The 13,735-nt window shown below is 70.0% G+C and carries 11 protein-coding genes; 6 read left to right on the top strand and 5 right to left on the bottom strand.

Annotated elements, in window-relative coordinates; genetic code table 11:
• Positions 1-11: 11 nt before the first annotated feature.
• Complete coding sequence (locus QPK32_RS01160; protein WP_290410947.1) at positions 12-1,232, bottom strand: family 1 glycosylhydrolase; 1,221 nt, start codon at positions 1,230-1,232, stop codon at positions 12-14.
• A 147-nt stretch (positions 1,233-1,379) separates the two neighbouring features.
• Between QPK32_RS01160 and QPK32_RS01155 the strand changes: the two genes are divergently transcribed.
• The 3 genes from QPK32_RS01155 to QPK32_RS01145 all read left to right on the top strand — a co-directional run bounded on the left by QPK32_RS01155 (position 1,380) and on the right by QPK32_RS01145 (position 5,668).
• Positions 1,380-1,778: a DUF2946 domain-containing protein gene (locus tag QPK32_RS01155; RefSeq protein WP_290410946.1), complete on the top strand. Its 399-nt coding sequence runs from the start codon at positions 1,380-1,382 to the stop codon at positions 1,776-1,778.
• 169 nt (positions 1,779-1,947) lie between these two features.
• Positions 1,948-4,104, top strand: coding sequence for a TonB-dependent siderophore receptor (locus QPK32_RS01150; protein WP_290410945.1), 2,157 nt, complete (start codon positions 1,948-1,950; stop codon positions 4,102-4,104).
• A 13-nt stretch (positions 4,105-4,117) separates the two neighbouring features.
• Positions 4,118-5,668: a PepSY domain-containing protein gene (locus tag QPK32_RS01145; RefSeq protein WP_290410944.1), complete on the top strand. Its 1,551-nt coding sequence runs from the start codon at positions 4,118-4,120 to the stop codon at positions 5,666-5,668.
• Here QPK32_RS01145 and QPK32_RS01140 read toward each other — a convergent pair.
• Positions 5,613-6,587: a LysR substrate-binding domain-containing protein gene (locus QPK32_RS01140; protein ID WP_290410943.1), complete on the bottom strand. Its 975-nt coding sequence runs from the start codon at positions 6,585-6,587 to the stop codon at positions 5,613-5,615. The genes QPK32_RS01145 and QPK32_RS01140 overlap by 56 nt on opposite strands.
• Positions 6,588-6,728: 141 nt before the next feature.
• On the opposite strand from QPK32_RS01140, the gene QPK32_RS01135 reads away from it, so the two are divergent.
• On the top strand, positions 6,729-8,024 hold the full coding sequence (locus QPK32_RS01135) for an aminotransferase class V-fold PLP-dependent enzyme (protein ID WP_290410942.1): 1,296 nt from the start codon (positions 6,729-6,731) through the stop codon (positions 8,022-8,024).
• A 6-nt stretch (positions 8,025-8,030) separates the two neighbouring features.
• Here the strand turns inward: QPK32_RS01135 and QPK32_RS01130 are convergent, their stop codons facing one another.
• Positions 8,031-9,041: a transporter gene (locus QPK32_RS01130; protein ID WP_290410941.1), complete on the bottom strand. Its 1,011-nt coding sequence runs from the start codon at positions 9,039-9,041 to the stop codon at positions 8,031-8,033.
• Between the two features lie 70 nt (positions 9,042-9,111).
• Positions 9,112-10,251: an alpha/beta hydrolase gene (locus tag QPK32_RS01125; RefSeq protein WP_290410940.1), complete on the bottom strand. Its 1,140-nt coding sequence runs from the start codon at positions 10,249-10,251 to the stop codon at positions 9,112-9,114.
• A 199-nt stretch (positions 10,252-10,450) separates the two neighbouring features.
• Between QPK32_RS01125 and QPK32_RS01120 the strand changes: the two genes are divergently transcribed.
• Positions 10,451-10,603, top strand: coding sequence for a hypothetical protein (locus QPK32_RS01120; protein ID WP_290410939.1), 153 nt, complete (start codon positions 10,451-10,453; stop codon positions 10,601-10,603).
• 45 nt (positions 10,604-10,648) lie between these two features.
• On the opposite strand, the gene zwf is transcribed toward QPK32_RS01120, so the two are convergent.
• On the bottom strand, positions 10,649-12,115 hold the full coding sequence (zwf, locus tag QPK32_RS01115; protein ID WP_290410938.1) for a glucose-6-phosphate dehydrogenase: 1,467 nt from the start codon (positions 12,113-12,115) through the stop codon (positions 10,649-10,651).
• Between the two features lie 237 nt (positions 12,116-12,352).
• Here zwf and QPK32_RS01110 point away from each other — a divergent pair, with 237 nt between their 5' ends.
• Positions 12,353-13,681 (top strand): DUF3422 family protein, encoded by a 1,329-nt coding sequence (locus tag QPK32_RS01110; RefSeq protein WP_290410937.1) that lies wholly within the window; start codon positions 12,353-12,355, stop codon positions 13,679-13,681.
• The last annotated feature ends 54 nt before the right edge of the window (positions 13,682-13,735 follow it).

Below are 13,735 nucleotides of genomic sequence, written 5' to 3'. Positions count from 1 at the left end.
AGCGCGTGTGGCTAGACCTGGCCCGTCCAGGTGGCGATCAGTTCGCGGTAGGCATGGCCGACAGGCCGCACGCGTCGTTCCAGGTCGACCAGGCCGCGCGGATTGACCTTGCCGCGCCGCTCGCGCAGGTGGATGTCCCAGTCGACCTGGTCGGCCAGCGCATACCAGGTGAAGCCGACCATGGGCACGCCGCAATGCATCAGGCTGCGCACCAGCATCCATTGGTGGCGCAGCCAGGCGCTGGCTTCGTCGCCCGTGTCGCCCTGGTCGCGGTTGGTCTCCGTGTGCATCAGCGGCAGGCCGTAGCGCTGCCAGTATTCGTGGGCGATGGCGGCATAGCCGAGCAGGCCGTCGGGCAGGCCCATCGTGCCGTCTTCCGCGACGTGGTGCTCGTTGCTCTCGTAGTAGTCGGTACCGAGGATGCAGCAGTGGCGCAGCGCATGCCGCTCGAAGAAGCGCAGGTCCTCTTCCCGCATGCCGTTGTCCAGCACGTACTCGCGCAGCGCGCCTTCGAGCGGGCGGCCGTAGTTCAGGTCCAGCGACAGGAAGCGGCGCTCGTTGCGGGTGTTGGACAGCGCGACGGCGCCCGGCACGGCGGCATGGAAGTACTCGGTCGATTCGCTCTGGACGAACAGGGCGTCGCGCCGGTGGTCCAGGATCTCGTGCATGGCCAGCACGCTGGCGCGGGCCAGGTGGTGCAGGGCGCGCACGTAGGCGGCGTGGCTGCTCTGCTGTTCGTTCCACCAGCCGTACAGTGCCGACGAGCGCGCGCAGATATAGATCTCGTTGACCGGCGTGTACTGGCGCACCCAGGGATAGCGCCGTGCGAATGCGCCCGCATAGTCCTGGAACAGGGCGGGGAAGTCGGGATTCTGGAAGTTGCCGATCCAGTCCGGCACGCAGAAATGGCACAGGTCGACGATGGGCTCGATGCCCAGGCGGCGCAGCTCCGCGAAGGCGAGGTCGGCGAATTCCCAGTCGTAGCGGCCGGGGCCCAGCCAGGTACGGTACAGCGGCACGCCATAGCGCAGCCAGCGCAGCCAGCGCACGCCGAGCGCCGCGCTGCGGGCGAAGTCCGTCTTCCAGTGATCGTAATGGCCGCACTCGGCCATCAAGTCGCGGCGCAGCTTGCCGCCCTCGACCGTCGGGGCACTGTTCTCGATGCCCGTGGCGAACATGAAAGGAAGCGCTTCGCGGTGGCAGCCTGCGCTTTCCCGGCGCTGATTCGGCATCGCATGTCCATGAATGTTGTCGAATGGTCAGCTTAGCATCCACGCCTGCGTGGCCGCGCCCGATTCGGCCTCCCGTGCTCGATGGACATTTTGTCCTCCCCCGATCAGCGGAGCGGCACGGGATGTCGGTTTGGCTATAATGACGCCATGGGCACATCACTCGGACACCGCTGCGTCACCGCCTGGATCGCCATGCTGGCCGTCCTGTTCGGCGTGCTCGCGCCGTCGGTGTCGCATGCGCTGCCCGCGCCGCAGGCCGTCCAGGACGTCGTCGAGATCTGTACCGCGCACGGCATCCAGCTGCTGCAGCAGGACGCCGCCATCCCGGGCGACGACGATGCGCTCGCCAAGCATGCGGGTCATTGCGGCTACTGCCTCACCCATGCGAATCCGGTGGCGATGACGCCGCCGACGCCCTTCGTGCTTGCCGTCCTGCGCGGGCACGACGACTATCCGCCGCTTTACTATCGTTCCGCGCGGCCGCTATCTGCCTGGATCGCCGCGCAATCGCGCGCGCCGCCCGCCTTCCTCGCCTCCCTCGCCTGATTTGCACCGCCGCCGGTTTTCCGGCAAGACGCCGCCTCGTGCCCCCACGTCCGTTCGCAGCACGCGCTCCCGCGCGCGCTGGAGCCGCGTGCGCGCCGCGGCGACCGCCGCCGCCCGCCGCCGTCACGTCACGGCCGCCGCGGCCCACCAGAACGATAGAAAAAGAACCATGCAACCCACGCGCGTATTCACCGCCACCCCTTCGTCCTTGCCGCGCAAGGCCCTTCATGTCTGCTGCCTGCTGGCCTGGTGCGGCGCCCAGCCGGCACACGCCGTCGACGATGCCGAGCCGGGCCCCGTCGCCAAGGTCGTCGTCACCGGCAGCGCCCAGGACGGCACGCTGCACGACCGCACCGCCACCGGCTCCTACCTGGACCTGTCGCGCCTGGAGACGCCGGCCAGCATCGACGTCGTCACCCGCAAGCAGCTGGAGGAGCGCGGCGACGTCAACCTGACGGACGCCATCGTGCGCGCTCCGGGCATCAGCAGCCTGCCGCATCCGGGCAATTCGTCCTCGTCGCTGTCCGCGCGCGGCTTCACCGACACCACGTCCGTGATGCGCCTGTACGACGGCCTGCGCCAGTACGGCGGCGCCGGCCTGTCCTTCCCCTTCGATACCTGGGCCGTCGAGCGCATCGAGGTGCTGCGCGGACCCGCGTCCGTGATCTATGGCGAGGGCGCCATCGGCGGCGTCGTCAACGTCGTGCCGAAGCAGCCGGGCCGCGGTCCCGTCACGAACGAGATCCAGGCCGCCATCGGCAACGAGGACACGCGCCGCCTCGCGTTCGGCAGCGGCGGGGCGATCGGCGAACACTGGTCCTACCGCGTGGACGCCAGCGCCGACCGCTCGAGCGGCTGGGTCGACATGGGCGACTCGCGCAACCGCGCCTTTTCCGGCGCGCTGCGCTTCGACGTTTCCCCTGAGCTGTGGTTCAAGCTGTCGATGGCCTACGGCTACCAGAAGCCGATGCGCTACTTCGGCACGCCGCTGGTCGACGGCCGGCAGCTGGAAGCGACGCGCGACCGCAACTACAACGTGGCCGACAGCGTCATCACCTACAAGGACCGCTGGCTGGGCCTGGACGCCAACTGGCAGCCGAATGCGGCGACGACGGTGCGCTCGCGCTTCTACCTCGTCACCAGCGACCGCCACTGGCGCAATGCCGAGTCCTACGTCTACAACCCGGACACGCGCCTCGTCGACCGCTCCGACGATACGGAGATCCTGCACGACCAGGCGCAGAACGGCAACACGACGACGGCCACGTTCAAGGGCAGCCTGTTCGGCCTGAAGAACGACGTGGCGGCCGGCTTCGACGTCAATGCGACGTCGTTCACCCATATCAACAACACCTATGCCGGCTCGCCGGGACCGGTGGACTTGTTTGATCCGGTACCGGGCCTGTTCGTGAGCGATGTCCCGACCATTCCGCGCTACCGCATCCGCGCGCGCCAGTACGCGCTGTTCATGGAGGACCGCCTGGCGCTGGACGAGCGCTGGTCGCTGCTGGGCGGCCTGCGCTACGACCATGCGAAGCTGGAGCGCACCGACCTGGTGGCGCGCCGGCTCGCCTACGACAAGGTGTTCGCCGATACGGGCTGGCGCGTCGGCACCGTCTACGAGGCCGCGCCGGGCCTCGCCCTGTATGCGCAGTATGCGCGCGCCGCCGATCCCGTGAGTTCGCAGCTGTTCCTGTCGCCCGCCAACAGCAATTTCAAGAACGCGACGGGGCGCCAGGTTGAAGCCGGCGTCAAGCAATTGCTGCTCGACAAGCGCGGGGAGTGGACGCTCGCCGTGTACGACATCCGGAAGGACAACCTGCTGACGCGCGATCCGGCCGATCCGTCCCGCAGCATCCAGGTCGGGCGCCGTTCCTCGCGCGGCGTCGAAGGCACGTTGAACCTGCTGCTGGCGCCGGGTTGGACGCTGGACGCCAATGCGTCCCTGCTGCGCGCACGCTACGACGACTTCAGCGAGAGCGTCGGCGGCGTGCCCGTCTCGCGCGCCGGCAAGCTGCCGCCGGACGTGCCGCGCCGCCTGGCCAACCTGTGGCTGCACTGGCAGCCGCTGCCCGCCTGGAGCGCCAGCGCCGGCATGCGCTACGTGGGCGAGCGCTATGCCGACAACGCGAACACCCTGCGCATGCCCGCGTACACCACGACCGACCTGTCGCTGCGCTGGAAGGTCGCGAGCCAGACCAGCCTGACGCTGCACGGCACCAACGTGTTCGACAAGCGCTACTACCAGACGGCCTATTACACGCCGACGCAGTGGCTGGTCGGCCCGGACCGCCGCGTCGAGCTGGTGCTCGACCACCGGTTCTGACCGGAGCGCCGGCATGAGTACCGGATTCAAGCGCGGCGCCTTCCTCGTGCACCGCTGGACGGGCGTGGCGATGTGCGTGCTGATGGTGCTGTGGTTCGCCAGCGGCATGGTGATGCTGTTCGCCGGCTACCCCAAGCTGACGCCGTGGGAACGGCTGGCGGGGCTGCCGACGCTGCCCGCGCAAGGCTGCTGCGTGGACCCCGGGGACCTGCCGGGCGTGCAGGATGCGCGGCGCCTCGTGCTGACGTCGATCCGCGGCGCACCGCACTACGTGCTGACCGATGGGCAGGGCGCCATCGCGTCGTTCGACGCGGCGAGCGGCCGGCGCGAGGAGGCCGTCGACCGCGCCGGCGCGCTGCAGGCGGCGCGCTCCTTCCTGCCCGGCGCCAGCGCCACCTACGCGGGCACCGTCGGCGAGGACCGCTGGACCCACTCGCGCGCGCTGGACGTCCACCGTCCGCTGCACGTGGTCGAGATGGGCGATGCCGCCGCCACCCGGCTGTATGTCTCGTCGCGCACGGGCCAGGTGATGCTGGACGCGCCGCGCGCCCAGCGGCTGTGGAACTTCGTCGGCGCCTGGCTGCACTGGCTGTACATGTTCCGCAACCAGCCGTCCGACCCGGTCTGGACCTGGCTGGTGATCGCCTTGTCGGCGGTGGGCACCGTGTCGGCGTTCACGGGCGCGCTGAACGGCATCTGGCGCTGGCGCTTCGGCGGCCGCTACAAGTCCGGCGCGAAGACCCCGTTCCGCGAGACGGCGATGCGCTGGCACCACGTGCTGGGACTCGCGTTCGGCGCGATGGTGCTGGCCTGGATCTTCAGCGGCCTGATGTCGATGAACCCGCTCGGCGTGTTCGACGCGCACGGGCCAGAGCCCGACCTGGCGGCCTACGCGGGCGGCACGCCGGGCGCGCGGCGCCCGGACATTCGCGTGCCGCGGGCGCTGGCGCTGCTGCGCGAGGCCGGATTCGCGCCGCGCGAACTGGAATGGCGCGTGCTGGACGGTGAACCCTTCCTGCTGGCGCGCGACGGCGCCGACCGCACCCGCATCGTGGTGGCGAACGGCGCCGGCTTCGCCGTCCTGGCGCGCTGGCCGGACGCGCGCCTGCTGGCGGCCGCGCGCCACCTGATGCCGGGCGCGGCGCCGGCCCCGGCGCGCGTCGACCGCTACGACGCGTATTACTATGCGCGCCAGGAGCAGTCGATGTACGGCGCCGACGAGCGCCGCCTGCCCGTGCTGCGCCTCGTGTACGACGACGCCCACGCGACCTGGGTCCATCTCGATCCGTGCACGGGCGAGGTCGCCTCCAGCATGGACCGTTCCCAGCGCCTGGGCCGCTGGCTGTTCAACCTGCTGCACAGCTGGGACCTGCCGGCGATGCTGGACGCGGGCTGGCTGCGCGAGGCGGTGTTGCTGCTGCTGGGCGCGGGCGGCCTGCTGTTTTCCGGGACGGCCGTCGTCATCGGCGCGCGGCGCCTGCGCAAGCGCGCGGCGGCGCGCTCCGGCGTCACGCGGCCGGATGGGGGAAGGACGCCGCGATCTTCTGGAACTGGTGCAGGGTGACGCCGCGCGCCGGCATCTGGGCCGCCAGCCTGGCCATGTCCGCTTCCAGGCGCATGCGCATGGCGGCGGGCAGGGCGCGCGCGAAGGGCGACGCCGGCTGGTCCGGCGGCCAGACCGTCAATGCCGTGAAGTCGAGGCGCTCGGAAAACGGCCGGAACACGAGTCCCGTTCCCAGGTAGTCGCAGGCGGTGACGGGGTTGACGATGGCGATGCCGATCCCGCTGCGCACCAGTTCGCACAGGCTGATCGTGTAGGTGCTCTCGATCGCCGTCCGCAGCTGCACGCCGTGGGCGCGGCAGATGGCATCCAGGCGCACGCTGACCGTGTCGCCGGGGTTCAGCGAGACGAAGGGATAGCGCGCCAGCTGGCGCGGCGTGACCACGTCCTGCGCCGCCAGCGGGTGGCCCGCGGGAAGGGCGACGACGCCGAAATAGTGCGCGAACAGCGCGTGTTCGAGGCCGCCGACGGACACGTCGTCCGCCACCAGGCCAAATTCCGCCTCGCCGCGCAGCACGCAGTCGCGCACGTCCTGCGAGCCCATCACCTGCAGCGACACCAGGCTGCGCTCGCGCTGCGGCCCCAGGTCGGCCAGCACGCGCGGCATGAAGCCGATGCCCAGGCCCGGGAAGCTGGCGATGCGCACGCGGCCGGCGCCGAACTGGCTCAGCGTGCGGATGCGGTGCTCGATCAGGTCCATGCCCACGTAATGGCGCTGCACTTCCGCCAGCAGCGCGTGCGCCTCCTGGTTCGGCCGCAGCTTGCCGCCGGCGCGCTGGAACAGGTCGAGCCCGGCATGCTTTTCCAGCCGGCGCAGCGCCAGGCTGACGGCCGGCTGGGACAGGCCGAGCAGGCGCGCCGCCTTGGTGGCGGAGCCGGAAGTCATCACGGTGCGGAAGATGTCGATGTCGCGCTCAAGCATGGTCGATGCATTATGGCCCAGCCGGGCCGCAGGCGGAAGCACGGGGCATAAGCGCCGCTGATGGGGCGATCACCGGGCGCCGCGCCGGCCGCGGGCGCGTACCCCCATACTGGACGGCGTTTCCACTGCCGAGGCCACGCCATGACCATACCGAACCTGAACCGCAGGACCCTGCTGTGCGGCGCCGCCGGCCTCGCGCTGGGCGCGCACGGCGCCGCTCCCGCCGCTCCCGCCGCTCCCGCCGCTCCCGCCGCCGCCGCCGCGGCGGGAGCCGGCGCCGCCGACTGGGACGCGCTGGCGCGCCACTACGACGTCGCCCCGGAATTCGTCAACCTGGAGAACGCCTACCTCGGCATCATGGCGCGTCCCGTGCTCGAGGCGTTCAAGCGCAACGTCGACCTGGTGAACCGCGGCAGCTCGCAGTACCTGCGCACGCGCTTCGACAGCGTGGAGAAGGAGGCGATCCGCGCGCGCGTGGCCGCGCATACGGGCGTGGCGCCGGGGGAGCTGGCGCTGACGCGCAACGCCTGCGAGTCGCTGCAGAACCTGATCGGCAACTACCGCCTGCTGCGCCCGGGCGACGTGCTGATGATGGGGGATCTCGACTACGACGTGGTGCAGGATGCGATGGCCGCCGCCGCGCGCCGCGGCGGCCACCAGCTCGTCACCGTGCGGACGCCGGAGCCGGCCACGCGCCAGAACGTCATCGACGCCTACGAGGGGGCCCTGCGCCAGAATCCGCGCACGCGCCTGCTGCTGCTCACGCACGTCAACAACCGCACGGGCCTGGTGACGCCGGTGGCGGAAATCGTGCGCATGGCGAAGAGCCGCAACGTCGACGTGATCGTCGACATCGCCCAGTCCTGGGGCCAGCTGGACTTCTCCATCCCCGACCTGGGCGCGGACTTCGTCGGCGCCAACCTGCACAAATGGGTCGGCGCGCCGCTGTGCAGCGGCTTCATGGCGATCCGCGCTTCGCGCCTGCAGGACATCGCGCCGCAGGCCGGCAATACGCTGTATCCGGACACGGACATCCGCGCCCGCGTGCACCCCGGCACGATGGACGTGCCGGCCGTGATGACGATACCCGCGGCCATCGACTTCCATGGCAGCGTCAAGCTGGCCGACCGCGCCGCGCGGCTGCGCGCATTGCGCGACCGCTGGGTGCACCAGGTACGGGAGCTGCCCGGCGTGCAGGTGCTCACGCCGGAGGACCCCGCGATGTACGGGGCGCTGACCTCGTTCCGCCTGCGCGGCAAGACCAGCTACGAGGACAACGTGGCGCTGGCGCGGCGGCTGGCCGAGGAGTACGGCATCTTCACCGTTGCGCGCAAGGGGCCCGTCGGCGGGGCCTGCATCCGCGTCACGCCGTCCTGGTTCACCCGCGACGAAGACCTGGACCGGCTGGCGGCGGCCATCAAGGCGCTGGCGGCGTAGGAAAGATCAGCGCGGCCGCTGCAGGCGCAGCAGCACCCACGCGATCGTCCCCGTCACGGCGGCCGTGAAGCCCAGCACGATCCAGAACCCGTGCGCATGCTGCGACAGCGGCACGCCGCCCACGTTCATGCCCAGCAGGCCGGCGATCAGGTTGATCGGCAGCGCCATCACGGTGACGATGGTCAGCAGGAACAGGCTGCGGTTGTTGTCCTCGTTGACCTGGGCCGCGATCTCTTCCTGCAGCAGCTTGATGCGTTCCTGCAGCGCCGCCAGGTCGCGCAGCACGACGGCGAATTCCTCGGTCGCCTGGCGCAGCTCTTCGCGGTCCTCGCGCTCGACCCAGGCGGGCGGGCGCTGCAGCAGGCGGAACAGGGCGGCCGGCTCCGGCGCCAGCAGCCGCTGCAGCCGCACCAGCACGCGGCGCAAGGCGCCCAGGTCCTCGCGCCGGCGCGTCAGGCGGCCGGCCAGCAGCTGGTCCTCGGTGGCGTCGACGCGCGCCACCGCCTCGCGCACGATGTTGACGAGGATGTCGGCCTGGTCGCGCAGCAGGTGCACCAGCAGTTCGGCCGGCGAGCGGATCGGATTGCCCTGCAGGACGTCCTGGCGCAGCCGTTCGATCGATTCCAGGGGCTTCCTGCGCGCGCTGATCACGCCGCGCGGCGTCACGTGCACCCACAGGGTCGAGATGTCGGCGCTGTCGAAGGAAAAATTATGCTGGACGTCGTTGACGACGGCGATCAGGGCGTCTTCGGCCACCTCGATGCGGGTGGAGCGTGAGCCCTGGTGCAGGATCTCGTAGAACTCGTCGGGCAGGCCGGCGTGGGCGCGCAGCCAGCGCTCGCTGGCCGCGTTCGACAGGTTGAAGTGCAGCCAGGTGAAGCGTTCCCGCTCCGGATGCGCCGTCCACGCCGCCGCCTCGGCCGCGTCGACCTGCCGCGTCGGCACGCCGTCGCCCATCAGGAAGCCCCAGACCAGTCCGGAAACGTCGGATCCGTAGCTGAACGCCGCTGTCGCCATGTGCCGCCCTATGCAGATGAAGATGCGGCATTGTAGAGCAACAATATGACAAGCGCGGCGCTACCGACGCTCACTTGGCGATCGCCAGCGCTCCCTGCGCGGGGCCGTGTCCGGCGCCGGCCCCATCCTCGATCCCGTCCAGCCACCCGAAGATCGCCGGCCATAGCGTCGCGTGGGCGTTGCGCCCCACCAGCACTCCCACGTGCTGCAGGTTCACGCCGACGTCGCCGCGGTAGTGCAGCAGCAGCTTGTCGTCGCTGCCGGCGGCCTCGTGGAAGGGCAGCACGGCGTCCAGCGGGATCACCTTGCTGCGCGGGTCGGCCACGCTGGCCAGCGGGGCGCGCAGGTCGCCGGGGCCGACCGTGCGGCCGCTCACCCGCAGTTGGCCGCGCATGAGCTCGTCGTTGCGGTACAGGCGCTCGACGATGTCGGTGAACAGGCGGCCAGGCAGGGGGAACTCGTCGTGGGTCCAGCGCTCCACGCGCATGTAGTTGGCCAGCGCCTGGCGGTCCGGATCGAGCATGGACAGCCAGCGGTCCGTCATGCGCTCCCACTGGAAGGCTTGCGGTTCGGCCATCGCGCTCATCATGTTGAGGAACACGCCGGGCACCTGGCCGAAGGCGTCGGCGATCGCCTTGGCGTCCGAGACGGCGCGCACCAGCGGGTTGAAGCAGCAGGACGCCGGTTCGAAGTGCAGCGGCGCTTCCAGCAGGATCGTGGCGCGGACCTCGTCGGGATACAGCGCGCTGTGGATGGCCGTCAGGATGCCGCCCAGCGAATGGCCGGCGATGACGGGCGGCTCCTGCGCGCCGTCGGCCGCCATGGCGCGGCGGCAGGCGGACAGCAGGCCGTCGGCGTAGGCGTCGAAGCCGAAGTCGGCGCCGTCGCCCCCGTCGACGGGCACCCATTCGGCCAGGTAGACCCGCCAGCCCCGTTCCAGCCAGCGCCGCACGACGCTCACCTCGGGGGCCAGGTCCCAGATGTAGGAGCGCTTGATCGGCGCCGGCACGATCAGCACGGGCCGCGTGCCGGTATCGCCGTAGCGGCGCAGCTTCAGGCCGGGCGCCTCGTACAGCGCGGTGTGCGGCGTCTCCTGCGGGCCGTAGCCGGCACGGTCCAGCATCTTGCCGCGGGCCTGGCGGCTGCGGTCCATGTTCTTCAATGCCTGCACCCCCAGCGGCCCGAGGGCATTCCAGTTGCTCGTCGTCATGGCGTTCTCGTCTGAGTCGGGACAAGGCACTCTACGCCAGCGGCCGGCCGCTTCCAAGCGTGTTCCAGCACAACGCAGCACACGTTTGCGACGCGCCAAAGCACGCGGGCATGCTGCGGTGCAGCGAAACCGGCGCACGCGCGCACTGGATTCTCTTCGCGAACGGGACTATATTGACAGCAAGAGGAGGGGACATGCCATGACGAATATATTCCACGGCTTCGAATCCGACATCGCGCTGCAGGCGACGCTGCTCGTCCTCGGCTGCGCGACCTTTTTCGGCGTGCTCTGGTGCAGCCGCTGCCCGGACTGCAACTGGCTGGAGTGGATCGGCGGGCGCGACCAGGAATAGCGCCGAGCGATCGGCGCCGGGTGCCGCGCCCGTCCGTGGCGCGCCTTACTCGACCCAGTGGAAGCCGTCGCGCGCCAGCAGCGTGAACGCTTCCGCCGGGCCCCAGGAGCCGGCCGCGTACGCGTGCGGCTTCTCGTTCAGCGTCTGCCAGCCTCCGATGATGGGGTCGGCCCATTCCCAGGCCGCTTCCAGCTCGTCGCGGCGCATGAAGTGGGTCAGGCGGCCGCGCACCACGTCCACCAGCAGGCGTTCGTAGGCTTCGGCGCGGCGCTGCTGGAAGGCGGACTGCAGGTCCAGGTTCAGCGCCACCTGCTGCATCTGCATGCCGCTGCCCGGCTGCTTGGCCATGATCTGCAGCTTGATCGCTTCTTCCGGCTGCAGTTCCATCACGAGGCGGTTGGCGACGCCGCCCGGCATGTCCGGGAACAGCGGGAACGGCGGGTTGGCGAATTCGATGACGATCTTGGACGAGCGGCGCGCCATGCGCTTGCCGGTGCGCAGGTAGAACGGCACCTTGGACCAGCGCCAGGTGTCGATGAAGGTGCGCAGCGCCACGAAGGTCTCCGTCTTGCTGTCTTCCGGCACGTTCTTTTCTTCGTGGTAGCCCGGCACTTCCTGGTTGCCCGACACGCCCTGGACGTACTGGCCGCGCACGGTGTCGCGCGCGATGTCGGCCAGCGTCGGGCGGCGCAGCGAGCGCAGCACCTTCAGCTTCTCGTCGCGCACGGCGTCCGGCGACAGCGAGGTGGGCGGCTCCATCGCGACGATGCACAGCAGCTGCAGCAGGTGGTTCTGGACCATGTCGCGCATGGCGCCGGTGCCGTCGTAGAAGCCGGCGCGGCTGCCCACGCCCACTTCCTCGGCCACGGTGATCTGCACGCTCGAGATGTTCGGCGCGCGCCACAGCGGTTCCAGGATCGAGTTACCGAAGCGCAGCACCATCAGGTTCTGCACGGTTTCCTTGCCCAGGTAGTGGTCGATGCGGTAGATCTGCGATTCGGCGAAATGCTTGCCGACCGCCTCGTTGATCTCGATGGCCGAGGCCAGGTCGTGGCCCAGCGGCTTTTCCAGCACCACGCGGGAATGGTCGTCCACGAGGCCGGCGGCCGCCAGCTTTTCGCAGATGGTGGTGAACAGCGACGGCGCCGTCGACAGGTAGTACACGCGCTGGGCGCCGGCGCGCGAGGCCTGGGCCAGGGCGCCGAAGTCGGGCGCCTGCTGGACGTCGAGGCGGACATACTCGAGCAGGTGCAGGAAGCCGTCCCAGGTCTTGTCGTCGAAATTGTCCTTCGGGATGAAGGTGCGCGAGTGCTCGCCCACGTGGGCCAGATACGCTTCCCGGTCGAAATCCTGGCGGCCCGTCGAGATGATCCGGGTCGAGGCCGGCAGGTTGCCGTGCAGGAAGGCCGAATACAGCGCGGGAAGCAGCTTGCGCATGGCGAGGTCGCCCATGCCGCCGAAGATGACCATGTCGAGGGGAAGGCCGGTATCTTGCTCTGTCGTGGATTTCATTCTGTCTGAAGGCTCGAATAAGTGGATGAAGTCGTCCGCCGGCGGCGCGTCGATGCACTGCGCCGGGCCCATAGCTTACACCGTGGACAGTGATTAGCAAATATGGCCCTGTCTTCCGGTCCGGAGACAGCGGTCTGTTGCCATGTAGAATGAGGGTGGAGACTGACAGCGCAGACAGGCCGCAGAGCCCGGCGCCGCCCCACGAACCGATGTACCAGGACCCGATGTACCAGGACCATGAATACCGCCTACACCAGTCTCAGTCACGCCCAGCGCGTCCCGCTCGCCGCCGAGATCCATTCGCGCCCCTTCCTGCAGGTGGAAGCGCCGGAAGCGATCACCCATCTCGCCGTCTACCGCCCCAACGAATCCGGCTCGCGCAGCAACAACGGCCCGGAGCAGCACGCGCTGCTGGTCCAGCTCTGCGCCCACTTCGGCGTGGCCGCGCCGAACGCCGCCGCCAACCACTTCTACCACGACTTCGGCCGCTTCCGCCTGAAGTGGGAATGCCATACCGAGTTCGCCAGCTATACCTTCACCGAGAAGATCGCGTCGAAGCTGCCCCTGCAGGAGGCGTTCGGCAAGGTCCCGCTGGCGCACCTGCCGCAAGCCTGGATCGAGGCGCTGCGCGGCCGGCTGATGGCCGCCGTGCACGTGGTGCTCGACCGCGGTCCGGCCGACCAGGCGCTGCTGCAGGATGCCTTCAGCGCGGCGACCCTCGTCGGTTCGCGCGTGATGCAGGGCGGCGAGGTCTGGACCGATTTCGCGATCCAGGCCGACGGTTTCTCGCGCTTCGTGCTGCGCGACGTCGACATGCGCGCCCAGCAGGCGCCGCGCCTCGTGCAGCGCGTGCTGGAGATCGAGACCTACCGCATGATGGCGCTGCTCGGGCTGCCGACGGCGCGCGTGGTCGGCGCCGCCCTCGACGACATCGAGGCCGAGCTGGCGCTGCTGGCCGCCCGCATGGTCGACGGCAACCACCCGGAGGGCGCCGACCAGGAATTGCTGGACCAGATCACGCGCCTGGCCGCGCGCCAGGAAAAACTGTCGCTCGACCACGGTTACCGCTTCTCGGCCTCGAAGGCCTACCATCGGCTGGTCAAGTCCCGCATCGAGGAATTGCGCGAGGCCCGCATCGAGGGCGTACCGACGGTGGGCGAATTCATGGACCGCCGCCTGTCGCCCGCGATGAGCACCTGCGAATCGACGGCCGTGCGCCTGGACGCGCTGGCGCGCCGCATCGGCAACGTCAACGACCTGCTGCGCACGCGTGTCTCGATCGTCCACGAGAACCAGAACCGCCAGATCCTGCAGTCGATGGACCGCCGCGCGGCCCAGCAGCTGCGCCTGCAGCAGGCCGTCGAGGGGCTGTCGGTGGCCGCGATTTCCTACTACGTGATCGGCCTGCTGGGCTATGCCGGCAAGGCCCTGCACGGCATCGGCGTCCCCATCGATCCGGAGGTGACGACGGGCGTGCTGGTGCCCATCGTGTGCGGCACCGTGTGGCTCGGCCTGCGCCGCATGCACCACCGCATGCAGCGCCGCGCCCAGCACGCCCGCCATTGAGCGGCGCGATGGCGCGCGTCCGCATGTAGGCGTGTACGCGATGGTATGATGCGG

The organism is Massilia sp. YIM B02763, from assembly GCF_030412015.1.
GTDB lineage: Bacteria > Pseudomonadota > Gammaproteobacteria > Burkholderiales > Burkholderiaceae_D > Telluria.
This window is presented reverse-complemented; position numbering and strand designations above follow the sequence as displayed.

Coding starts and splice junctions, on each gene's coding strand:
- QPK32_RS01160 (WP_290410947.1), bottom strand. CDS start 1,232: ATGCCGAATCAGCGCCGGGAAAGCGCAGGCTGCCACCGCGAAGCGCTT.
- QPK32_RS01155 (WP_290410946.1), top strand. CDS start 1,380: ATGGGCACATCACTCGGACACCGCTGCGTCACCGCCTGGATCGCCATG.
- QPK32_RS01150 (WP_290410945.1), top strand. CDS start 1,948: ATGCAACCCACGCGCGTATTCACCGCCACCCCTTCGTCCTTGCCGCGC.
- QPK32_RS01145 (WP_290410944.1), top strand. CDS start 4,118: ATGAGTACCGGATTCAAGCGCGGCGCCTTCCTCGTGCACCGCTGGACG.
- QPK32_RS01140 (WP_290410943.1), bottom strand. CDS start 6,587: ATGCTTGAGCGCGACATCGACATCTTCCGCACCGTGATGACTTCCGGC.
- QPK32_RS01135 (WP_290410942.1), top strand. CDS start 6,729: ATGACCATACCGAACCTGAACCGCAGGACCCTGCTGTGCGGCGCCGCC.
- QPK32_RS01130 (WP_290410941.1), bottom strand. CDS start 9,041: ATGGCGACAGCGGCGTTCAGCTACGGATCCGACGTTTCCGGACTGGTC.
- QPK32_RS01125 (WP_290410940.1), bottom strand. CDS start 10,251: ATGACGACGAGCAACTGGAATGCCCTCGGGCCGCTGGGGGTGCAGGCA.
- QPK32_RS01120 (WP_290410939.1), top strand. CDS start 10,451: ATGACGAATATATTCCACGGCTTCGAATCCGACATCGCGCTGCAGGCG.
- zwf (WP_290410938.1), bottom strand. CDS start 12,115: ATGAAATCCACGACAGAGCAAGATACCGGCCTTCCCCTCGACATGGTC.
- QPK32_RS01110 (WP_290410937.1), top strand. CDS start 12,353: ATGAATACCGCCTACACCAGTCTCAGTCACGCCCAGCGCGTCCCGCTC.